The sequence below is a fragment of the Myxococcales bacterium genome (assembly GCA_022563535.1).
Lineage (GTDB): Bacteria > Myxococcota_A > UBA9160 > UBA9160 > UBA4427 > DUBZ01.
Map to the genome: position 1 here is coordinate 39,010 of JADFNE010000020.1, position 22,245 is coordinate 61,254.

22 protein-coding genes and 1 tRNA gene are annotated in these 22,245 nt (G+C 61.8%); all 23 read left to right on the forward strand.

Features of this window, described 5'->3' with window-relative positions; genetic code table 11:
• Position 1: 1 nt before the first annotated feature.
• The 23 genes from IH881_08550 (at position 2) to IH881_08660 (ending at position 22,202) form a co-directional block, all read left to right on the forward strand.
• Positions 2–619, forward strand: coding sequence for a CDP-alcohol phosphatidyltransferase family protein (locus IH881_08550; GenBank protein MCH7867737.1), 618 nt, complete (start codon positions 2–4; stop codon positions 617–619).
• Between the two features lie 3 nt (positions 620–622).
• Complete coding sequence (locus tag IH881_08555; GenBank protein ID MCH7867738.1) at positions 623–913, forward strand: DUF1844 domain-containing protein; 291 nt, start codon at positions 623–625, stop codon at positions 911–913.
• A gap of 11 nt (positions 914–924) precedes the next feature.
• Positions 925–1,911, forward strand: coding sequence for a 4-(cytidine 5'-diphospho)-2-C-methyl-D-erythritol kinase (locus tag IH881_08560; GenBank protein ID MCH7867739.1), 987 nt, complete (start codon positions 925–927; stop codon positions 1,909–1,911).
• Positions 1,912–1,982: 71 nt separating this feature from the next.
• A tRNA-Gln gene (locus IH881_08565) sits at positions 1,983–2,057 on the forward strand.
• A gap of 63 nt (positions 2,058–2,120) precedes the next feature.
• Positions 2,121–3,050 (forward strand): ribose-phosphate pyrophosphokinase, encoded by a 930-nt coding sequence (locus IH881_08570; GenBank protein ID MCH7867740.1) that lies wholly within the window; start codon positions 2,121–2,123, stop codon positions 3,048–3,050.
• 70 nt (positions 3,051–3,120) lie between these two features.
• Positions 3,121–3,813, forward strand: a complete 693-nt coding sequence (locus IH881_08575; GenBank protein MCH7867741.1) for a 50S ribosomal protein L25 — start codon at positions 3,121–3,123, stop codon at positions 3,811–3,813.
• A 25-nt stretch (positions 3,814–3,838) separates the two neighbouring features.
• Positions 3,839–4,423, forward strand: coding sequence for an aminoacyl-tRNA hydrolase (locus IH881_08580; protein MCH7867742.1), 585 nt, complete (start codon positions 3,839–3,841; stop codon positions 4,421–4,423).
• 183 nt (positions 4,424–4,606) lie between these two features.
• Positions 4,607–5,950 carry a Na+/H+ antiporter NhaA gene (locus IH881_08585; protein MCH7867743.1) on the forward strand — a complete coding sequence of 448 codons (1,344 nt, stop codon included), beginning with the start codon at positions 4,607–4,609 and terminating at the stop codon, positions 5,948–5,950.
• Positions 5,951–6,071: 121 nt separating this feature from the next.
• On the forward strand, positions 6,072–7,553 hold the full coding sequence (locus IH881_08590) for a PLP-dependent aminotransferase family protein (GenBank protein MCH7867744.1): 1,482 nt from the start codon (positions 6,072–6,074) through the stop codon (positions 7,551–7,553).
• Between the two features lie 91 nt (positions 7,554–7,644).
• The gene (gene pdxS / locus IH881_08595; protein MCH7867745.1) at positions 7,645–8,577 is read left to right on the forward strand and encodes a pyridoxal 5'-phosphate synthase lyase subunit PdxS; all 933 of its coding nucleotides are present in this window, start codon (positions 7,645–7,647) and stop codon (positions 8,575–8,577) included.
• A gap of 66 nt (positions 8,578–8,643) precedes the next feature.
• Positions 8,644–9,225 carry a pyridoxal 5'-phosphate synthase glutaminase subunit PdxT gene (gene pdxT, locus IH881_08600; protein MCH7867746.1) on the forward strand — a complete coding sequence of 194 codons (582 nt, stop codon included), beginning with the start codon at positions 8,644–8,646 and terminating at the stop codon, positions 9,223–9,225.
• A 175-nt stretch (positions 9,226–9,400) separates the two neighbouring features.
• On the forward strand, positions 9,401–10,036 hold the full coding sequence (gene rpsF, locus IH881_08605; GenBank protein MCH7867747.1) for a 30S ribosomal protein S6: 636 nt from the start codon (positions 9,401–9,403) through the stop codon (positions 10,034–10,036).
• The gene (locus IH881_08610; protein ID MCH7867748.1) at positions 10,033–10,416 is read left to right on the forward strand and encodes a 30S ribosomal protein S18; all 384 of its coding nucleotides are present in this window, start codon (positions 10,033–10,035) and stop codon (positions 10,414–10,416) included. Before rpsF ends, IH881_08610 begins: the two co-directional genes overlap by 4 nt.
• A gap of 11 nt (positions 10,417–10,427) precedes the next feature.
• Positions 10,428–10,883 (forward strand): 50S ribosomal protein L9, encoded by a 456-nt coding sequence (locus tag IH881_08615; GenBank protein ID MCH7867749.1) that lies wholly within the window; start codon positions 10,428–10,430, stop codon positions 10,881–10,883.
• A gap of 331 nt (positions 10,884–11,214) precedes the next feature.
• The gene (gene dnaB / locus IH881_08620; GenBank protein ID MCH7867750.1) at positions 11,215–12,630 is read left to right on the forward strand and encodes a replicative DNA helicase; all 1,416 of its coding nucleotides are present in this window, start codon (positions 11,215–11,217) and stop codon (positions 12,628–12,630) included.
• Positions 12,631–13,548, forward strand: a complete 918-nt coding sequence (locus IH881_08625; protein ID MCH7867751.1) for an LD-carboxypeptidase — start codon at positions 12,631–12,633, stop codon at positions 13,546–13,548. It begins immediately after the preceding gene.
• A 102-nt stretch (positions 13,549–13,650) separates the two neighbouring features.
• Positions 13,651–14,820 carry a beta-lactamase family protein gene (locus IH881_08630; protein MCH7867752.1) on the forward strand — a complete coding sequence of 390 codons (1,170 nt, stop codon included), beginning with the start codon at positions 13,651–13,653 and terminating at the stop codon, positions 14,818–14,820.
• Positions 14,801–16,375, forward strand: a complete 1,575-nt coding sequence (locus IH881_08635) for a hypothetical protein (protein ID MCH7867753.1) — start codon at positions 14,801–14,803, stop codon at positions 16,373–16,375. Before IH881_08630 ends, IH881_08635 begins: the two co-directional genes overlap by 20 nt.
• Positions 16,372–17,724 carry a Xaa-Pro dipeptidase gene (gene pepQ, locus IH881_08640; GenBank protein MCH7867754.1) on the forward strand — a complete coding sequence of 451 codons (1,353 nt, stop codon included), beginning with the start codon at positions 16,372–16,374 and terminating at the stop codon, positions 17,722–17,724. The genes IH881_08635 and pepQ overlap by 4 nt, the downstream gene beginning before the upstream one ends.
• Positions 17,725–17,735: 11 nt before the next feature.
• Positions 17,736–18,212 (forward strand): hypothetical protein, encoded by a 477-nt coding sequence (locus IH881_08645; protein ID MCH7867755.1) that lies wholly within the window; start codon positions 17,736–17,738, stop codon positions 18,210–18,212.
• Between the two features lie 40 nt (positions 18,213–18,252).
• Entirely contained in the window at positions 18,253–19,407 is a 1,155-nt protein-coding gene (locus tag IH881_08650) for a cysteine desulfurase (GenBank protein MCH7867756.1), read from the forward strand.
• A 157-nt stretch (positions 19,408–19,564) separates the two neighbouring features.
• The gene (gene cysC, locus IH881_08655) at positions 19,565–20,173 is read left to right on the forward strand and encodes an adenylyl-sulfate kinase (protein ID MCH7867757.1); all 609 of its coding nucleotides are present in this window, start codon (positions 19,565–19,567) and stop codon (positions 20,171–20,173) included.
• A gap of 283 nt (positions 20,174–20,456) precedes the next feature.
• Positions 20,457–22,202: a tetratricopeptide repeat protein gene (locus IH881_08660; protein MCH7867758.1), complete on the forward strand. Its 1,746-nt coding sequence runs from the start codon at positions 20,457–20,459 to the stop codon at positions 22,200–22,202.
• Positions 22,203–22,245: the final 43 nt, after the last annotated feature.

A 22,245-nucleotide genomic window follows, 5' to 3' on the forward strand; every position in this document is an offset into this window, starting at 1 on the left:
CGTGATCAAGGAGAGGTTGGGTCACCGCGTCGATGGCTTCGTCCATGCGGTTTTCCCCTTCCTCTTTCTGCGCCCCATCAATCCAGATTGGCTGACCGTGTGCGGCGCCGCTGTGTCCGTGGCTGCGGCCGCGGCTTTTTCTCAGGGCGAATTTCTGGTCGGCGGTCTGGTAATGTTCGTCAGCGGGTGTTTTGATCTAGTCGACGGCGTCGTCGCCCGGCACTTCAAGATCTCGACCACTTTTGGCGGGTTTCTCGATTCGACCCTCGATCGCCTGGTCGACATGGTCGTACTGCTCGGCATCGTGCTCTTCTATGCCGGGGCAGGGCAGCAGGGGCTCGCAGTTCTCACGGCATACGTTCTGGTGTGCACCGTCCTGACCTCATATTCGAAAGCCCGGGCCGAGCTGCATATTGGGCATATGCCGGGTGGTATGCTCGAGCGCGGTGAGCGGATGGGTTTATTGGTGTTTGGCGCGGTATTTGGCCTCGTCGAACCCGTACTGTGGGTGCTGGCCGCGGGAACGACCTATACGTTTGCCCAGCGACTCTGGGTGGCTCAGCGCGAACTGGCGCTGCTCGACGCAGCGCGGGGTGCCAATCCGACGGAGGCGGCGTAACCGATGAGTGATTCCACTGGATCCGATTCCAAGACGAAGGAGATGAAAGGCCTGCCGTCGATCGATTTTTCGACCTTCGTACTTTCGCTTTCGACGTCGGCGCTCTACCAGATGGGTCTGGTCAACGGACCCGACGGAGCCCCAGTAGGCGAGCAGGATCTGATCATGGCGCGTCAGACCATCGACACCCTCAAGATGTTGCGCGTCAAGACCCAGGGCAATCTCGAAGAAGGCGAACTCAAGCTGATCGACAACCTGCTCTACGAGCTCCACAGTCGTTTCGTCTCGCTTTAGCCCGGATTTTCATGACCGCCGCGACCTCGACGAGCACGAGCACCGCATTGGCTCCTGCCAAGTTGAACCTCGGCCTGCGGGTATTGGGTCGCAAGCCCGATGGCTACCACCTGCTCGAGAGTCTCTTCGTTCCCCTGGAACTCGCGGATCGTCTCAGCCTGGAGCTCGGGGCGATTGCGCCGGCGGCTTCCGCCCCGGACCTCGATATTGCTTTCGAGATGCTTGGCACCCCCGAGCTTCCGGCCAGTTCGTCGTTTCCCGAGGTTTCGGAGAATCTCGCGGTGCGAGCCGCTCGGGCTTTTTTCGCGGCTGCGAGATGGTCGGGGAGCTTGTCGATCCGGCTCGAGAAGTCGATTCCGATCGGGGCCGGGCTCGGCGGCGGGTCGAGCGATGCCGGTACGATTTTGCGGATGCTCCATGCGTTGCATCCCGAGGCATTGAACCGCCGCGCCCTGTCCGAGCTCGCGGCCGAACTCGGGGCGGACGTTCCCTTCTTTCTCATGCCCGAGCCCAGCCTGGTGAGCGGGATCGGCGCGGAAATCTCTCCTCTCCCCGGGCTACCAGAGCAGTGGCTGTTGCTGGTCAATCCCGGCGTATCCCTCGCAACCGCTGAGGTTTTCGAGCAATTCGATCGCGGGTCGGCCGCGTTGACGCTCGACCGGACCCGCTATACGATGCGGGCGCTCGAGGGACTCAGTGGGGGCCTCCGGGCCGCAGAAACGCTTTCGAAGGCATTCGATTCGGGACTGCTCGAAAACGATCTCGAAGCTGCGGCCACCAGTCTCTGTCCGGCCATCGGAGTGCTCAAAGAGCGACTTCGGAATCTCGGGGCACGCTGGACAGGAATGAGCGGGAGTGGCGCCACGGTTTATGGCGTCTTCGCCGACGAGGCTCTGGCCCTTTCGGCGCTCGAGCGGGCGGATTTTGAGGCGCCCATTTGGGCATGCGTCACGCGGACGCTGGGGGAAATCGAAAGCGTAGCGCGAAGAAGCGTGTAGAAGCGCGTACCTGGAGACGCATAAGAAGACGGAAACTGAAACCGTTCGAATCCCAGACATGGGTTCGATCTTGGGGCGTCGCCAAATGGTAAGGCAGCGGCCTTTGGAGCCGCCATCTGCAGGTTCGAGTCCTGCCGCCCCAACCAATCGTTTTTTGCAAGATAAGCAAGACAAGCAGTTAGAGCAGACAACGCGAATAGAGAAAACTTATGAAGTTGTTCAGCGGAAATTCAAACCTCGCCCTGTCGCGAAACATCGCAGACTATCTCGGGATGAGTCTCGGTCAGGCCGAGGTCGGCACGTTCAGTGACGGCGAGTGCAGCGTCGAGATCACCGAGAACGTGCGCGGTATGGACTGCTTCGTGCTTCAGTCGTTGTGTGCCCCCGCCAACGTCCACATCATGGAACTGCTCATCATGCTGGATGCGCTCAAGCGTTCGTCTGCGCGCAGAGTGACGGCGGTTGTCCCCTACTACGGCTACGCGCGCCAGGATCGCAAGGTCAAACCCCGCGTTCCCATCACGGCAAAGTTGGTCGCAGACCTGCTGACGACCGCCGGGGCCGATCGCGTGCTGTGCCTGGACCTGCACGCGGGTCAGATTCAGGGCTTCTTCAATATTCCGGTCGACAATCTCTATGCCACCGGTGTGTTGCTGAAAGCAATGAAAAAGCGCGTGCCCGGGCCTGTGACGATCATCTCTCCGGATGCCGGCGGCGTGGAGCGGGCGCGTGCCTACGCCAAGCGGCTCGACGCCAGCCTGGTCATTGTCGACAAGCGCCGCGAGAGAGCCAATGTCTCCGAAGTGATGCACATCATCGGCGACGTAAAAGGTGCGACCTGCGTGATCGTCGACGACATGGTCGACACGGCCGGCACCCTGGCCGAGGCGGCGCGCAGTTTGATCAAAGCCGGTGCCGAATCCGTTTATGCCGCAGTCGCGCATCCGGTGCTTTCGGGACCCGCGATCAAGCGATTGATCGAATCCCCGTTGTCGGAGCTGATCGTGACCGATTCGATTCCGCTCCGAACCGAGGCGCGAGAATGCGGCAAGATTCACGTGGTCTCTGTGGCCGAGCATATGGGCGAAGCCATTCGCCGCATCAACAACGAAGAAAGTGTGAGTTCGCTTTTCGACTGAGCGTCGAGCGACATTCTCGGGCCATGGAAAAGACAACGTGGCTCAATTCCAAACGATTTAGGAGAACACCGTGGCCGATCCAACACTCGCAGTCGAACTTAGAAGCGATACGGGCAAGGGCTTTGCGCGCCGCTTGCGCACCCAGGGTCGGGTCCCGGCAGTGGTCTATGGACACAACCGGGCGTCGATCTCACTCACCCTCGAGGCGAGCGAACTCGAGAACCTGCTGAAGTCGAGCCACGCGGGGCTCAATACCCTGATCGACCTTCAGGGTGCGAGCGAGGTCAAGGGCAAGATCGTGTTGGTCAAAGAACTCCAACGACACCCGGTCGCCGGCACCCTGGTGCATGCTGATTTCTTCGAAATCGACAGGTCGGAGAAAATCCACGTTTCGGTTCCGATTCACCTGACCGGTAGCGCGGTGGGCGTAAGTCTCGGCGGAATTCTCGAACACTCGATGCGCGAAATCGATCTCGCTTGTCTCCCCACGGCCATTCCCGACTCGATCGATATCGACGTCAGTGCGCTGGAAGTTGGCGACACACTTCACGTTAGCGATCTGACCCTTCCCGACGGTGTAGAAACGAGCGCCGATCCGGGTCTTGCCGTTGCGCACGTTGCAGTGCCCAAGGTCGAGGAGGTCCCGGAAGTCGTGGCTGAGGGCGAAGCAGTCGAGGGCGATGTTGCTGAGGGCGAGGCCGCCAAGGACGATGCGGCCGCTGACGATGACAAAGCCGCAGACGCAAAAGATTCGGACAAATAGCGAACTCCCCGTGTGAGGTCGTCGCTTGAGGCTGCTGGTTGGACTTGGCAATCCGGGGCCGAACCACGCGAGAACCCGCCACAATGTGGGTTTTCGGGTGCTCGACGCGTTGGCGTCCCGCCACCGGATCGAGATCCATACCCCCGCTTTCGCGGGGCACTTCGGCCGGGGTCTGATCGCGGGCTGTGAAGTGGGCCTGCTCAAGCCAGAGACCTTCATGAATCGCTCGGGTAGCGCGGTTGCGGCCGCACTCGCCGCCATGCCCAGCGTGGAACTGACCCGGGACCTGATCCTGGTCTACGACGATCTCGATCTACCCTTCGGGCGCTTGCGCCTGCGAGGGCAGGGAGGAGCCGGGGGGCATCGCGGGGCAGCGGATGTGATCGACGCGCTCGGGAGCGATGGCTTTGCGCGCCTGCGCTTCGGGATCGGGCGTCCACCCGAGTCGAGTTCCACGATCGACTATGTCCTCGAAGAATTTTCCGCCGACGAAGAAAATAAGTTGGTTGCGAGAATAGACGCGGCGGTTCAAGCGCTTGAAGCGTCCATTGCCGATGGCATCGAAGCCGCGATGAGCGACTTCAATGCTGAGCCGTCGCCGGGAGATTGATCGCGCGGTTGCGCGGCGGTTGCCGTCTCCTGCCGCCACCCGCGGCCAATTCGAATAGATCAAGACGATTACGAGAATAGTCGAAGTGGGCGTTGAGAATGCTCGGTCATCAGGTCGAGGCATTCCCACGAGTTGTCAGCGATTCGATTCCGATCGAGTCGCTGGCAGCGGGAGGATGCGTCCGTGAGTCAAGAGAAGCGCAGCGTCGTCAACCTGCTTCAGGAATTTTCCATACCACTCTTGGTGGGCGTGGTGGCGGCGCTCTTCGCTGCCAACTTCGCTCACGGTTGGTACGAACACGCGGTGCATTGGAAGCCGTTTGGGGATCTCGCCGTCTTTGGACACGAACTCACGCTTCACTTTCTGGTCAACGATATTTTCATGGTGCTGTTCTTTGGCATCGCGGCCAAAGAGATCACCGAGTCTTGCCTGCCCGGGGGTAGCCTGAATCCGCCGCGCAAGGCGATCAACCCGCTGATGGCCACCGTGGGCGGTATCGTTGGCCCGATTCTCGTGTTCATCCTCGGCCTGATTGCTTGTTTCGAGCTGGGGATCTACGACCCCGCCGAAGTGGACTTCAATGCGCTGGCTCGGGGTTGGGGCGTGCCGACCGCAACCGATATCGCCCTGGCCTGGTTGGTTGCGCGGATGGTCTTTGGCAAAGGGCATCCAGCGGTGGCCTTCCTGTTGCTGCTCGCTGTCGCCGACGATGCGGTCGGGCTGGGGATCATCGCCATCTTCTACGGCGATCCCAGCACACCCGCCGCCCACGCCTATCTCGGTCTCGTATTGCTCGGGATGGGCGTCACATACGGCTTGCGGCGCATGGGAGTTCAGCAGTGGCCGGTCTACATCCTGACTGCGGGCCCAATCTCCTGGTGTGGTCTGATGCTGGCCCACCTGCATCCGGCGCTTGCGCTCGCGGTGGTCGTTCCATTCTTGCCGGCTCCCTCTCGGGATACCGGATTGTACGTGGACGAAGACGAAGTCGACCAAATGGGTGAGCAAGCGGCAGCGGAAAGCCATACGGAACACTCTCCGCTGCACCTGTTCGAGCATCAACGGAAGTCGACGGTGGACTTTGGGCTCTTCTTCTTTGCGTTCTGCAACGCGGGCGTGGTGTTGGCTTCGATTGGCCCCATGACCTGGCTGATCCTCGGCGCGTTGGTGATCGGCAAGACCGCCGGGGTCACGTTCATGGGCTTGCTGGCCCGACGACTCGGGTTTCCGCTTCCGGCGGGTATGGGGGTCGGCGACCTGGTCATGGCCGGGTTCATCGCTGCGCTCGGCTTGACGGTCGCGCTTTTTGTCGCGACCGCCGCATTTAACGATCCCGCGTTGCAGGGGCAAGCCAAGATGGGTGCGCTGTTTTCCGGCTTCGTCGGTCTGGCCGCCATCGTCGTGGCGCGGATCGTGAGTGCCGTCCAGGCTCGAGTCAGCGAAGCAGACGAATTGGGCCACGGTGCTGGTGCTGGGGTGGGGGATCATCTCCCTGTTCCAATGGCTGCCAAAGGTCCAGACGAATAGCTGTTTCGCCAGATTGTCTGGGTTCAGGACTGCCTCTAGCTCGTGTTATGGTGATTTGGCTGGAAGATATTGGGATTGTCTGGGCATTGACTGAGTATTGACCGGATCTTAAGCTGGCGCGATGCGTCTTCCCGACCTCGATCATTCCGGTCAATCGGACCTTCCGGTATACCAACAGATCGCGAGCCAGCTGAGGCTTCAAATCGAATCTGGCGAGGTTGCTGCGGGAACGCGACTGCCGGCAATTCGCGCACTCGCGAAGGATCTCAGGGTCAACCGGGACACAGTTTCGATGGCGTACGAAGCCCTCGCCGCCCACGGACTGGTCGAATCCACCGTAGGTCGCGGAACCTTTGTGCGCCGGGAACGCGCCGAAGCCGAACAGGTCGCGGTGGCGTTGAGCGCACAGGTCGAACAACTGCTGCACTTCGACGCGGGGCGCCCCCGATACCCTGCGGTCGACAACGCGGTATCGCTGAACTCGCTGGTGCCCGAAGCCTCTCTCTATCCGGTCAAAGAATTTCGGCGCTGTCTCGAACATGTGTTGGACGGGGGTGGGGCGGAACTGTTTTTGTACGGCGACACCCAGGGTCATCTGGGCCTGCGCGATGCGATCGCGGAGAGACTGCGCAAAGCGGATGTTCCCGTCGCCGCAAGCGAGATCGTACTGTGTCATGGTGCGAGCCAGGGGATCGCTCTCGCGATTCGGTTGTTCGCGTCTCAAGGGGACACGGTTGCGGTCGAATCCCCGACTTACCACAACGTGCTCGGCACCCTGGTGAGTTTTGGAGTGCGCGCGGCGGAAGTGCCGATGAATTCGGACGGACCCGACCTCGATGCGCTCGATCGACTGTTGGCGCGTCCCGAGGTCAAGGCTTTCTACACGATTCCAACTTTTCACAACCCGATGGGAACGACCACGGGCGTAGCGCATCGCCGGGCATTGCTCCGGGTGGCGGCGCGACACGGCAAACCGATCATTGAAGACGCCTTCGAAATGGATCTGCGCTTGCGTGGACAGCAGGTTCTTCCCCTCGCGGCGCTGGACGAGGTGGGCAGCGTGGTCCATCTCAGTTCCTTCTCAAAGTCCCTGTTCCCGGGTGTTCGCACCGGTGCGCTGGCGGCCCGAGGACGAGCGGTCGAAGGGCTGGTCGCCCTCAAACACGCATCAGATCTAGCGGACTCGCTTCCGCTGCAGGCCGCGATGGAAGAGTTCATACGGGCGGGGCACTACGACCGGCATTTGGAACGGCTGAAACCGATCTTGCGGAGTCGACTCGACTGCATGCTCGAGGCCCTGTCAGAATTGATGCCCGAAGGAACCCAGGTGACCGAACCCGAGGGTGGCTATCAGGTCTGGGTCGAGTTGCCGTTCGAGGTGGATACCCGCGATCTGATGGCAGACGCCGCTCGCGCGGGGGTGTTGTTCGCCCCGGGATCGCATTTTCTTCCCGACCGCGGTCCATCCCGCGGCATGCGGCTGACCATTGCCCAGGCCGAGGTCAGCGAGATCCGTCGCGGCATCGAAGCCCTGGCGAAGGTGGTCAACAGCGCGAGCACGACCCGGACGCCGGAGCCCCTGACAGCAGGCGCCCACTTGTAAAAATCGATCGTCCGCTCGCCCTCCACTGAAGTGGACACCGTCGGGCGGACAAGACCAAAGCGGCAAACGTGCCGCAAGGAGGAGTGACAGCATGGCGAGCAAGGCAGACGAGACGAAGAGCAGAACCAATGGCGCTGGGCGAACGACCGCCGAGGCCTTCGAACTCAAGGTCGGGTTGGCGGAAATGATGAAGGGCGGCGTGATCATGGACGTCACCAACGCCGAACAAGCCAAGCTCGCCGAAAGCGCAGGCGCGTGTGCGGTGATGGCGCTCGAACGCGTGCCGTCGGACATTCGCCGCGATGGTGGTGTTGCGCGCATGAGCCAGGTCGAGATGATCGAAGAGATCCAAAAATGTGTCTCGATCCCCGTGATGGCCAAGGTGCGAATCGGGCACATGATGGAAGCTCGGGTTCTCGAAGCCATGGGAATCGATTTCATCGATGAGAGCGAAGTATTGACCCCGGCCGATGAGGCTCACCATGTCGACAAGCACGCGTACAAGGTCCCGTTCGTCTGCGGTGCACGCAATCTCGGGGAGGCGTTGCGCAGGATCGGCGAGGGCGCGGCGATGATTCGCACCAAGGGCGAGGCCGGCAGCGGAAACATCGTCGAAGCGGTGCGGCACCTGCGCACCGTGATTGGTGACATTCGCGCACTCGGCGCACTGCGGCCGGAAGAATTGATGGCGCAGGCAAAGGATCTGGGCGCGCCCTACGACCTCGTGTGTTACGTCCACGAAAATGGTCGCTTGCCGGTGCCCAACTTTGCCGCGGGTGGGGTGGCGACACCGCCCGATGCGGCGTTGTGCCGCATGCTCGGGGCCGAAGCCGTGTTCGTCGGATCGGGGATCTTCAAGAGCGCCGATCCGGAGGCGCGCGCCCGGGCCATCGTGCGCGCCTGCACCCACTGGGAGGATCCGGCCGAGGTGCTCGAGTCCTGCCGAGGGCTGGGCGACGCCATGGAGGGGATTGAAATGGAGACCCTCGACGAGAGCCAGCGGATGGCAAACCGCGGCTGGTAGCGCCGGATCATTGTTTCGAAGATCAGGTTTCGAAGATCAGGTTTTGAAGCTCGGGAGAAGAACCACGTGAACGTCGGAATCTTGGCCATCCAGGGAGACGTCGATGCACACGCCCAGGCGCTCGAGCGCCTGGGCGCGAGCACCCAGCCGGTTTTGCGAGAAAAGCACCTCGCCGAGATCGACGCATTGGTGCTGCCCGGGGGAGAAAGCACGACCATCGCCAAGGGGTTGGATCGCCTCGGGCTCTACGGGCCGCTGCTCTCCTTTGCCGAATCCGGTCGACCCATTCTCGGAACCTGCGCCGGGGCAATTCTGCTCGCCAAAGCCTCCCAGAACCATCCGGTCAGAACCCTGGGCCTGATCGATCTCGTGGCGCATCGCAACGCCTACGGAACCCAGGTCGATTCCTTTGCGGCCGTGGCCGATACCCCAGAGCAGGGAGCTCCCGAGGCTGCGAGGGCCTTTTCGGGGCTTCGCTGCGTGTTCATCCGCGCGCCGCGCCTGGCGGAGCTTTCCTCCGATGTCGAAGTATTGGTCCGGGTCGAGGGGGCTCCGGTGCTGGTCCGCCGGGATAATCTGATCGTCTGCACATTCCACCCAGAGCTGGGCGGCGACCCGCGGGTCCACCAGTTGCTCGATCCGGCGTAAATCCCTTGCCCCAGCGCGGGTCTATGGTATCCATTGTCGCCCCGAAGGCGGGCGCCATGTCCGCACGGGTCTTATCCATATTCCTCAGTCCCCACATTGGTCGCGTTCGAGCCCGTCGAAGCGACCGTCGGATGGGGGCTCGGGCACCTCGAGTGCCCGTCCAGGAGGCGCCTCATTGCGGGAATACGAAACGACTATCATCGTCCAGCCGGAAATTTCCGCGGACGGCACTGCTGCGATCTTCGAGCGGGTCGGCCGGGCCTTCACTGAGCACGATTCCGTTCGGCTCTTGTGCGAAGACCTGGGCAAGCGAAAGCTCGCCTACGAGATTCGCAAGTTTCACAAGGGCCACTATTACGTTCTCTCGTTTTTGGACGACGGCCAGGTCATTCCGGCCTTCGAGCGCGTGCTTCGACTCAACGAGTCGGTGCTGCGTTTCATGACCATTCAGACGGACCCCGATGTCACCGACGTCGAAGCGCGCAAGGTTGTAGCTGCCGAAGCCGAAGCCGAGCAGGTGCGCAAGGCAGAGGAGCGCGCAGTGCGCGAGGAAGAAGAGGCCAAGGCAAGGGCAGAAATCGAACGCGTGGCCGCCGAGGAAGCAGCGGCTGCAGCGCGCGAAGCCGCGGCCGCCGCCGAAGAGGCCGCTCCAGCGGACGGTGATTCGGAAGAGCCGGCCGCCGCCGAGACTGAGGGTGCTGAAGCTGCCAAATCCGACGCCAAATCCGACGCCAAAGACGCTGCCGAGTCGAGCAAAAAAGCGAGTGACGCCGATGAGGCTGGCGACTCGAGCGAGGAGGAGACCTCATGAGCGAAGAAGTCGGCCGCACCGAGACGGACCAGGGTGAACGCGACGATCGCGTTGAACGAAGCCCCCGACCCTCTAGCGATCGTCCGAGCCGGGGCAGCTGGAGCGTAAAGGCCAAGCTCCGTGCGCGAGCGCGCAAGAAGGCACGCAAGGCCAAGAAGGGCATGTTCCAGCGGCGCAAGGTTTGCCGCTACTGCGCGGACAAGAAGCTGGTCCTCAGTTACAAGGACCCGAAGACGCTCAGGCTTTTCATTTCCGAGACGGGCAAGGTGACGCCGCGCCGGATCTCCGGGACCTGCGCGAAACACCAGCGCAAGCTGGCGACTGCGATCAAACGCGCGCGTCAAATTGCCCTCCTGCCCATCGCGGCAGGGCATATGTAGCGAGGGACAACATGAGTGCGATCGATGTGATTCTGCGCGAGAACGTGGCCAAGCTCGGCAGCGCCGGCGACCTCGTCAGCGTGAAACCCGGCTTCGCCCGCAACTACCTGGTTCCCGGCGGGATGGCGATTCTTGCCACCCACGCAAACGTCAAGGCGTTGGAACACAACAAGCGCGTAATCTCCGAAAAGCTCGCCAAGGACCTGAAAGACTTGCGCGCAACCTCGCACAAGTTGAAGAGCATGGTGATCGAGGTCAAGCGGCGCGCTGGCGAAGACGGCAAGCTCTTCGGGTCGGTCACCACGCAGAACATCGCCGAGTTGATCGCGGAGAAGGGCATGAAGATCGATCGCCGCAAGATCGTGTTGCCCGAGTCGATCAAAGAAGTTGGCGAGCACACGATCGGAATCAAACTCCATTCGGATATTGATACGACTGTGAAGCTGATCGTGAGCCTCGAAGAGTAGACGTTCGCAGGCACCCGGTGCCTTCACGTCCAGCTTCTCGTTTGGCCTCTCTTGGCTTCTCTTTGGGGCGCTTCCATCGCGGCGGATGCATTTCTCCGGACACGTTGAGATTCCCGCCCCGTCCCCGATTCGATCCCGTTATACTGCGGTGGTCACATCCGGCGTCGTTTCATTGCATCGGGCTGCCGATTCGTGACCACCTTACTCTGCCCTCGAGTCGCTGTGCAGACGCGCGTTCGAAATCGAGACCAGTCAAATTGAGGACGCCAAGTTGAGCAACGACGGGCAGGGACCGTGGGATCAGAGAACACCGGCACAAGTTGCCGCACCCGTGGATCCTCGACGTCGCGTTCCCCCGAGTGACCTCGACGCGGAGAAGGCCGTTCTCTCGGCCATCTTGCTGGACAACAACGCCATTCACTCGATCGTGACGGAAGTCTCGACCGACTCCTTCTATCACCCCGCCCATCGCGCGCTCTACGGGGCGATGTTGACCCTGAAGGACAGAAACCAACCTGTCGATCTGGTGACGCTGGCCGACTATCTGAAATCAAATGATCTGCTCGAGTCGGTGGGAGGCGTGGTGATGTTGGCGGAGATCGCCGACTACGAGGCTACTGCAGCCAACATCGTTCACTACGCCCGCATCGTGCGCGAAAAGAGTGTGAAGCGAAGCTTGATCAGCGTCGCGTCCGAGATCGTGAATCTCGGATATGACGAGATTCAGTCTTCAGACCAACTGCTCGACGAGGCCGAGTCGAGGATCTTCGGCCTGAGCCAGGAACAGGCCAAGTCCACCCTGAGTCCGCTCAAGGTCGAAGTCCACAGCGCGATCGATCACATCGAGATGTTGATGTCCCGGGGCGGCGACCTCACCGGGTTGCGCACCCACTTCAAAGAACTCGACGAAATGACCGGGGGACTGCAGCCGGGGGATCTGATCATCATCGCCGCCCGGCCCTCGATGGGAAAGACCGCCCTGGCGCTCAACTTCGCCCGCAACGTGGCGGTCGGCAGCACAAAAAAGGTTGCGGTTTTTTCCCTCGAGATGACGACCCAGTCCCTCGTCATGCGCTTGTTGGCGAGCGAAGCGCAGGTCGATGCGGCCAAGTTCCGCAACGGATTCATCACGCAGGAAAGTCATGGCCAACTCGTGCGGGCCGCCGAATTGCTGTCGGCCGCAAACATCTGGATCGACGATACGCCGGCGCCCACGGTGCTCGAGATTCGCGCCAAATGCCGTCGCATGCATTCCCAACGCGGATTGGATCTGGTGATCGTCGACTATCTGCAATTGGCCCGGGCCGACCACCGCGTCGCGAGCCGCGAGCAAGAAATTTCCGAGATCAGCCGCGGTCTCAAGGGCCTGGCCAAGGAACTGAATATTCCGGTGATCGCGCTGTCGCAGTTGAACCGCGGTCCCGAGGGCCGCAAAGACGACAAGCGACCCATCCTCGCCGACCTTCGCGAATCCGGGGCGATCGAACAAGATGCAGACATCATTGGCTTCATCTATCGCGACGTCGTCTACAACCCCGAGACCGAACACCCCGGTCTGGCAGAGTTGTTGATTCGCAAGCAGCGCAATGGGCCGACCGGAACCGTGAAGCTCGAATTCATCGGCCGCTATGCGTTGTTCAAGGACTGGCCCGAACACGAACAGTCCTATGCAGGCCCAGGTTCGGGAAGCTTTGACTCCGGCGGAAGTTTCCCCACCGACCGCAGCTACGCGGACGATCCTCTCTAGGTGCCCGCGCTTCGCAAGCCGCGCGCGCTGAAGCAAGGCGCGACGATCGGAATCGCCGCGCCCGCCGGGCCCATCGAGCCTGCGCGTCTCGCAGCTGGCGTCGCGATGCTGGGTAAACTCGGCTTCGAGGTTGTCCAGGCCGACGATCTGACCCGCAGTGCGGGTTATCTCGCGGGTTCCGACGAACGTCGTGCAGCAGAATTCATGCAGCTGGTTGCAGATCCCGACATCGACGCGATCTACTGCGCCCGGGGCGGTTATGGCTGCCATCGCATCATCTCACGGCTCGACCCCAAAGCCGTGCGCAGTGCCGCCAAACCTTTGATGGGGTACAGCGACATCACGACACTGCTGCTCTGGCAACTGCGCCAGGCGGGGCTGATGGGCTTTCACGGGCCCATGTTCGACCGCCCCGACGATCTCACGGCAGCAAGCAGGCGAGCGATCACGACATCGCTGCTCGGCATCGGGCCGCCTCCGCGGATTTCGGGCAAGCCCATGGTGCGCGGCTGGGGAGAGGGTCGACTCACCGGTGGATCGCTCAAATTGGTGGTGGGGAGCCTGGGCACACCCTGGGAAATCGAGACCCGGGATTCGATCCTGTTGCTCGAAGAGACCCATGAGCCGCCCTACAGCATCGACCGAATGCTCTCGCAGTTGCAATCCGCGGGCAAGTTCGATGATGTCGTCGGGATCGGCATCGGCACCTTCGCCGATTGCACCAATTCGTCCATGCCCCAGCCGACGGCGTCTGCCGTGCTGGAAGAACTCCTCACGCCGCTGGGGGTTCCGATCGTTTGCGAACTTCCCTTTGGCCACGCCGATGAGAACCTCGCCTGGGCTGTGGGTGTGCGCGCCGCAATTGACGGAGACCGCGGCGAGATCGAAATGTTGGAATTGGCGGTGGCGAAACGCTAGGAATCAGCGCGGACGACCCGTGTGGTTATCTCGTCGCAGATTGGCGAACGCGCAAAACTGCTGGATAGCGCTGGATAAGGTTCGAAAGACCATGGATCGACGATGAAACGAAGCATCATCAACCGAAAGTTGGCGCGCGTCCCGAAGGCGATCGAAAAATCGATCGAGAAGGCAGAGATTCCGGGCGCCGTCGTGCTCGCTCGCATGCCGATCGAGAACGAACTCGTCGAGCACGTTTGCGTGCGCGGTCACGCGGTGCTTCAACCGGAGCGTTTGCCGATGACCCGGAAAACGGTCTTCGATCTGGCCTCTCTCACCAAACCGATGGCCACGACCTCGGCCATCCTGCTGCTCGTGAAAGAGGGAGCGATCAATCTTCACGATCCCGTATCAAAGGTGTTGCCCGAGTTTGCGGATCGCGACAAAGACGCCGTCACCCTGCGACACCTGCTCACTCACTCGTCTGGGCTCAGGCCCTGGCGGGCCTTCCACGAGCTGTTGATCCGCAAAGAACGCAAGAGTTTTGATCGCATCCTCGGCACACCGGAAGGGCGCGAATGGATCCTCGAGCGGGTGATTCGCTCGGGGCTCGTGCACGATCCCGGCGAAGCCGCGGTCTACGGGGATCTCGACTTCATGACCCTCGGTGCAGTCGTCGAAGCCGTGGCACAACAACCCCTCGACGTTTTTTGCGCGGAGCAGATCTTCGGGCCACTGGGGATGAAGGACACGCGCTTTTTGCCGCTGCCCGTCGACGGCACGAGTTCGCAAGACGCGGTCCCGGCAGAATTGCGCCGCCGCATTGCCGCCACCGAAAACTGTTCATGGCGCGACCGCATTCTCTGGGGCGAAGTGCACGATCCGAATGCGTCGGCGATGGGAGGAGTGGCGGGACACGCGGGGTTGTTCGCCACCGCGGACGACGTCATGACCTTTGCCGGGGCCTTCCTCGACGGCTGGCACGGCCGCAGCGATCTATTCCCCAAAACCCTGGTGCGCGAATTCTGCACTCGGCAGCATCTGCCCGAGGACTCCGACTGGGCAATGGGTTGGGACACGCCGACCCAGGGGGCTTCATCTTCCGGCAATTATTTTTCTCCCAACTCCGTCGGACACCTCGGGTTTACCGGAACTTCTCTTTGGATCGATCTCGAACGGGAAGCCATCGTCGTCATGCTCACCAATCGCGTGCATCTGGTCGCGAAGCGAAGTCGCTTCGAACTTCGGCCCAAGATTCACGACTTCATCATAGATGCCTTCATCTCCGGCTGATCCGAGCGGCGCGGTCGAAGCCCCGGAAAAGGCACCCGAGAAGGCGCCGATCGGCGAACTGAATCGCGTGCATTTTATCGCCGTCGGGGGCACGGGCATGGGCTCCCTGGCCGGCTTGCTCAAACGCCGGGGAATTGACGTCACGGGTTCGGACAAAGCCCTGTACCCACCCATGAGTCTCGCGCTGGACGATTGGGGGATCTCGCCAAGCGAGGGATTCGATCCGGCACACCTCGAGGCCGCAGCCTCTACTTCGGGCCGCGCCCCCGATCTCATCGTGATTGGCAATGCCGTTCGCCCCGACAACCCGGAAGCCGTGGCGGCCATTGCGTCGGGTATTCCCTATCGCTCGTTTTCGGACGCGCTGTTCGAGTTGGCGATGGCGGACAAGCATCGCATCGTAATCTCGGGTACCCACGGTAAAACGACCACCACGAGCATCACCGCGTATCTGCTGCTCGCGACCGGGCGCGATCCATCGCTGCTGGTGGGCGGCATCAGTCTCGATTTTGACGGGAGCTTCCGCGAGGGTACGGGCAAGCACTTCGTCGTCGAAGGCGATGAATACGACACCGCCTTCTTCGACAAGACGCCCAAGTTCCTGCATTACCATCCCGCGAGTCTGATTTTGACTTCGGTCGAGTTCGACCACGCCGATATCTACCGCGACCTCGATCACGTGAAGTCGGCGTTTCGCGATCTGGTCGCCGCAATGCCCGACACGGCTTGCATCGTGGCAGATTGGGGTCGTGAGCACGTGCGCGAAATTGCAGGCCGCGCCAGCTGCAGCGTGGTGAAGTATCTGGTGGTGGAAGAGGGCGAGGCGCCCGACGATGTCTGGCATACAGACGGTGTCGACTGGATCGCAGACCAGCTCGAACCCAGCGAGCAGGGCACGCGCTTTCGCCTGCGCCTACGCCAGTACAAGAGCGGTCAGCACAAGAGCGAGTCGCACTCGGTCTTGATGCCGCTCTACGGCGGCTTCAACGTCGCAAACAGCATCGCGGCCCTGGCCGTTCTCGAACGCGAGGGCGTTCCACTTTCAGAAACCATTCCCGCGCTCGCGAATTTTCGGGGCGTCAAGCGGCGTCAAGAGATCCGCGGCAAGGTTCGGGGGGTCACGGTGATCGACGACTTCGCTCACCATCCCACGGCGGTGCGCGCGTCGATCGGCGCCGTGCGCGCCCAGTTCCCAGGTCAGCGCTTGATCGCCATCTTCGAAGCGCGAACCAACACGAGTCGCCGGGCGGTTTTTCAGGACGCGTATGCCCAGGCTTTTGGCGGGGCCGATCGCGTGGTTCTGCGCGAACTTCCCGTCGAGCCCATTTACAGCAATACCGGTGAGCCAACCGAATTGTTCTCGGCCGAGGTGTTGGCCAGCGCACTCGAGGACCAGGGAATCGCGACCCAGATCTTCGCGGACATCGATGCCGCCGCAATGGATCAAGCCGCGCAGATGGAACCCGGAGACGTTGTCCTGGTGATGAGCAACGGAGCGTTCGGCGATATCTGGCAGAAGATCTTGACCGCGCTGGAAGCGGGAGAGCGGCCGTGAACTGGCAAGGCTTGTTCGGGGATCATCTGCGCGCGGTCGACCGCACGACTGTTTCGGCGCTTGTTGCCTCCGCCCAACAGGGGGCGAGCTTCGACACCATCGTCTTTCACGCTGGGCGTCTGGCGACCTACCACGGCGATGATCTCGAGGTCCCGTTCCGCACGCATCCCCACTTCCTGCGCTTTGCGCCAGTTCCAGGGCCGGATCATCTCCTGGTCTACCGACCGGGTCGGCCCGTGCGGCTGCTGCGCGCGGCGGGTCATGATTTCTGGCACGCCCCGCTACCCGAGCTCGACGATTGGGTGCAGCAATCCCTCGAGATCGACGAGGTCGAAGACCCGGTCGCCGCCTTCATACGGCTAGAGGATCTGGGGACCTGTGCATTCGTCGGTGATGACGCGGAAACCGCGAGCGCGCTGGGCATTGCGCAAGATTGCTTCGAGCCGGTCTCTCTGTTGACTGCCCTCGATTGGCAGCGCGGGACCAAGACTCCCTATGAGGTTGCTTGCCTGCGCGAAGCGCAGCGCATCGCCAGCCTCGGGCATGCCGTCGTTCGCAAGGGAGTTGTTGAGTCGCACTCCGAACATCGGCTTCACCTCAGCTACCTCGAGGCGACTCGGCAACTCGATCCGGAACTTCCCTATCCCAACATCATCGCGTGGGATGAGGCTTCAGCCGTACTCCACTACCAACACCGTCGCACCCATGCCCCCGCTCCGGGCCAGTCGTTTCTCATCGATGCCGGCGCACGTTGCAATGGCTACGCGAGCGATATCACCCGAACCTATTGCGCGGGCAGTCAGGGGGCGGGGAGCAGTGAGTTCCGCGCGCTGCTCGACGGGATGGAAAGCCTCCAGCAGGGCCTGGTAGACGAAGTGCGTCCCGGTCTGAGTTTCGTTGCGCTGCATCGCATGGCCGAAGAGCGAGTGGCGCAGCTGCTCTGTGATGTCGGCGTCATCCGGATCGAGCAGGCCGAAGCGCGCGAGCGAGGCCTGGTCTTTCCCTTCTTCCCACACGGCCTCGGCCACCATCTAGGGCTTCAGGTGCACGACGTGGGTGGGAAGCAAACGGATCCCAGCGGGTCTATCCGCGAGCCCCCGGACGACTGCCCCCATCTGCGCACAACCCGCGATCTCGAAACGGGACAAGTCATCACCATCGAGCCCGGTCTCTATTTCATCCCGTCCTTGCTCGAGCCCATGCGCGCCGGCCCGGACAGCGAGCTGCTGGATTGGAAGCTTCTCGATCTCATGACCTGCTGGGGAGGAATCCGCATCGAAGACGATATCCTCGTGACAAAGGATGGTGCTGAAAACCTGACGCGCCCGTTCGTGCCGGGACACCTGTAGGGCGCGCGGGTATGAAACTCTCCGCCGACCTCGAAATGGCCAAGGCGTACTTCGAGAGTTGTTATTCCATCGACTCGGGTCAGCGACTCAGGGTCGGGAAAGGCGGAGCCGTTCCCGTGCCCCGGTTTGTTTTGATCAGAACACGACTGGGGTGTCTTTGGCGCTTTCGCGCTGACATGAGTTCGGTGTCGATCCGCGAATTGGCGAAACTGGCGGGACGCGAGGGCGGGGCGATGGCTCCGTTCGAGACGGCAGCACCGCCCGAGCGGATCGAACCGATGGTGCGAGTGCTGGGTCGGGCGGGTATCGAAGTTGTGGGGATGCGGGAATTGGTGGTGTGCCGGGTTGGCTGGTCGCCGGGCGACAGCTTGGCACGCGCAGAGATGAGATCGATTATGTGGAAACAGAGACAGACGTTGGGGGAAATTGATTCGAAGGAGTGGGTTTGTTTTGGGGACCTCGTGAAGTTTGTTGATGTCTCTTCGTGAGGGGTGCTACCCTGAACCCTCTCCCTAGCACGAGTGACAGATGAGTAGCCGTCCTATCTATTTGGATCATCAGGCCACCACGCCACTCGACCCTCGCGTGCTGGAAGCCATGCTCCCCTATTTCCGCGAAGACTACGGGAATGCATCGAGCAGCACCCACGCTTTTGGTTGGCGTGCCGATGCTGCGGTTGAAGATGCGCGCGAGCGCATCGCCGCGCAGCTCGGAGCGTCTCCAAAGGAGATCATCTTTACCAGCGGTGCGACCGAGAGCAACAACCTCGCGATCCAGGGTGTGTTGGGTGCGCTGTCGACCGTCCCACACACGATTGTGACACTCGAAACCGAGCACCCATCAGTGCTCGAAGCTTGTCGATTCCAGGCCGCCCAGGGCCACCGCGAAGTGCGACTTCCGGTGGATTCGGACGGTCTCGTCACCCCCGAAGCGGTCGAAGTCGCGCTCGAAGATCGAACGGCGCTCGTGAGTGTGGCCGCGGCCAACAGCGAAATTGGTGTTCTGCAACCGATCGCCGATATCGCGCGCTGTTGTCACGAACGCGGGGTGTTATTCCACTGCGACGCGGCTCAGGCGATTGGCAAGGTTCCGCTCAGATTCGATGACAGCGAAATCGACTTGCTGTCGTTTTCTGCACATAAAATTTACGGGCCCAAGGGGATTGGGGTTCTCTGCGTTCGAGAACGGCGCCCGGGCATCCGGCTTCGGCCGCTGTATGTTGGCGGGGGACAGGAGCGGGGCATTCGGCCCGGGACCCTGGCCGTGCCCTTGATCGTGGGGCTGGCTCGGGCTCTGGATCTCTGCCTGGAAGAACAAGCCCAGGAGGGAAAGCGCCTGGTTGAGCTGCGCGAGCTATTACGCGAGCGCATCGAAGCCGCAATTCCATCGGTGATTCTGAACGGGCATCCTACGCGCAGGTTGCCGGGCAATCTGAACCTCTCCTTTGCGGGGGTCAACGGCGAGCGCCTGCTGCTGGCGCTCAGCGATCTCGCACTTTCGAACGGTTCTGCCTGTAGTTCGGCGACTGGCGAGCCCAGTCACGTGCTGCTGGCGCTCGGCAGAGATGCGGACCTGGCCCGGGCGACGCTCCGTTTCGGTCTCGGGCGCGGGACCCGCCTGGAAGATGTCGAACAGGCCGCGGAGAGTGTCATTCGGGCGGTAAAACAAGAGATTTCCCGCTAGACTCGGCGCCCTTACGAACTCGCCCCACCCTCCAATCCCGAGCCAGCTAGGCGAGGGGTGCCGCCCGACGACACGCTGCGCACGAACCTGTTGCGTCGCAAAGCGCACTGAACGCGGAAATGGACGAGTGGCGTCATCTGATGAAAGGAACTGAGCGTTGAGCGTCAAATCGAAGAATCTCACGTGGCACGATGGACAGGTCAGTCGGACCTCTCGCGAGGAAATGCTGGGTCAAAAGGGTGTGACGATCTGGTTCACGGGCCTTTCGGGCTCGGGGAAGTCCACGATCGCAGTTGCGGCCGAGGCAGCGTTGCGGAAGCAGGGGCGCCTCACCTACATCCTGGACGGCGATAACGTTCGCCAGGGTCTGAACAGCAATCTCGGATTCTCGCCCGAAGATCGCACCGAGAATATTCGCCGAATTGGCGAGGTTTCCAAGCTCTTTACCGACGCCGGGGTAATCGTGCTGACCGCGTTCATTTCGCCCTACCGCGAAGACCGGGACCAGGTGCGAGAGATCATGGCCGAAGGCGATTTTCTCGAGGTTCATGTTTCCACGGATGTCGAAACCTGCGAGAAGCGTGACGTGAAGGGGCTCTACAAGAAGGCCCGATCCGGTGAGATCCCGAATTTCACTGGAATCTCGGCTCCCTATGAAGCGCCAGAGAAGCCCGAACTCGTCATGAAAACCGGGGCGCAATCGGTCGACGAAAGCGTCGCCCAGCTGCTGGGTTTCTTGCAGGATCAGGGCTATCTATCGGCATAGTCGCCAGTGGGGTCGTTGACCTGACTGACTAGCGCTGTCGATTGGTGCAGTTGGCGGGCATAGTTGCACTTCGCATGGCGTTGTCATACAGGTGCAAAATTGTACTTCGCTTCAATGCAGGTGATTGTGCAGGTGATTGTCTAGATGCGGGGGCCGGAACTGGACGCGCGACTCAGATGAGCGCGCGTGCTGGCCGATATCGGGATGAGGCGGAGCCCGAATGGCAGATCGATCGACAAGCATAGGGTGGGGCGCATTGAGATTTTGCAGGTCGGGGTCGCCTGTGAGCCTCGCCGCCGTGCTGGCGCTCAGCATCGTCCTCTCGGGTTGTTCCACGCTCTCGGCGCTGAAATCCGGACCGTCCCGGACCAGTACAGCGAACCGACCAGACCTGGACGTCGGCTACGATGTCCTGCTCGCGGAAATGTCTCTGGGAGACGGCAACTATTTCGAGGCCAAGCGAGCCCTGATTCGGGCCGTGGCCAAGGATCCCAACTCGGCGTATCTCGAAATGCGCCTGAGCCGGATCGACGCCCATATCGAAAACCTGGCAGGTGCGATCGTCCACGCCGAGCGTGCTGTCGAACTCGATCCCGAGCGCGAAGACGCGCGCATCCTGCTCGGCGGGTTGTATCGGCTGACTCAGGATGTTTCGGGCGCCGCACGGGTCTTGCTGTCGGAGGATGGAACTCCCGTCAGCGACGCTGCCGCACTCTTGCTCTACCAGGTGTACTTCGAAAACGCACGCTTGAACGATGCGCTCCAGATCACGGAGTACCTGGTCGCCAATCGCCCGGAGATGCTCGGTGGCTTCATGGCCTTGGCGACCATCTACGAGCGCCTGGGAAAGCCGGCGCAGGCCGAGCGCATCCTGCGTGAAGCCCTCGAGCAGCATTCCGATCGCTTCGTGCTCTACAGCCGTCTGGCGCGACTCAAGCGATCGAGTGGCGATCGCCTGGGTGAAATTGCGGTGTACCGAGAAGGGCTTGCACGCCGCCCAACGCATTATGGCAGCCTCCTCAGTCTCGCCGAAGCGTTGGTGACCGCGAACGATCTCGACGGTGCGATCGAAACCTACGAAAGCATCGTGACGCACTATCCCAAGGACGTGAAGGCGGTGCGCCGGCTCGCGTCCCTCGAGTTCTCCGCGGGTCGCCACGAGCGCTCCGCGCTGTTGCTCGATCAAGCCCTGATCGATTTTCCGGGCCACTTCGAACTTGCCTATTCCCTGGGCCAGGTTCGTCGCAACATGGAGCAACCGGAACTCGCCCGAGCGGCCTTCGAGCTGATTCCCCAAGGCAGTGGAAGCTACATCGAAGCGCGGGCCCAGATCATTTCGATTCTCGAGGACGCCAGAGACTTCGCGGCGGCGCTTGCGGAGGTCAACGCCCTGCGCGAGATGTCACCAGCGCGGACACTTGATTTCCACGCTGCGGGTCTCTACTTGCGAATCGACGACTTCGAGACCGGCGAAGCCATTCTCAACGCGATCCTTGCCGAAGATCCCGACGACGAAGAAGCGCTCTACCAACTCGGGCTGTTCCTCGGAATGGCGGCCGAGACCGATCGCGCGCTCGAAGCGATGCTCAAGGTGCTCGAAATCAACCCCGACAACGCCCACGCGCTCAACTACCTGGGTTATACCTGGGCCGAGCGGGGCCAGAACCTCGACCGCGCCGAAGAAATGATCGTGAGGGCACTGGCCCAGCGACCGAACGACGGTTTCATTACGGACAGCCTCGGCTGGGTCTACTACATGCGTGGTCGCAGCCTGCTCGGTGCCGACAGCCCGGTACTCGGCACCGAGTTCCTGCTGCGTGCAAGAGACCACCTCACCCTGGCCGCCGAACTCACCGGCGGAGATCCGGTGGTTTCCGAACACCTCGGCGATGTCTATCGCATCCTCAACGAGAAACAGCGGGCCTACGAGTTCTACCGCCAGGCGGTGGAGATGGATCACCGAGAAGACGAACAACCCAACCTACTCGAAAAGCTCGATGATCTGCGGCGGGAGCTGGGTGAACTGTGAAGCCCCACTTCAGAGTGGGGTGGGCGGGGTGGCTAGGGTGGAT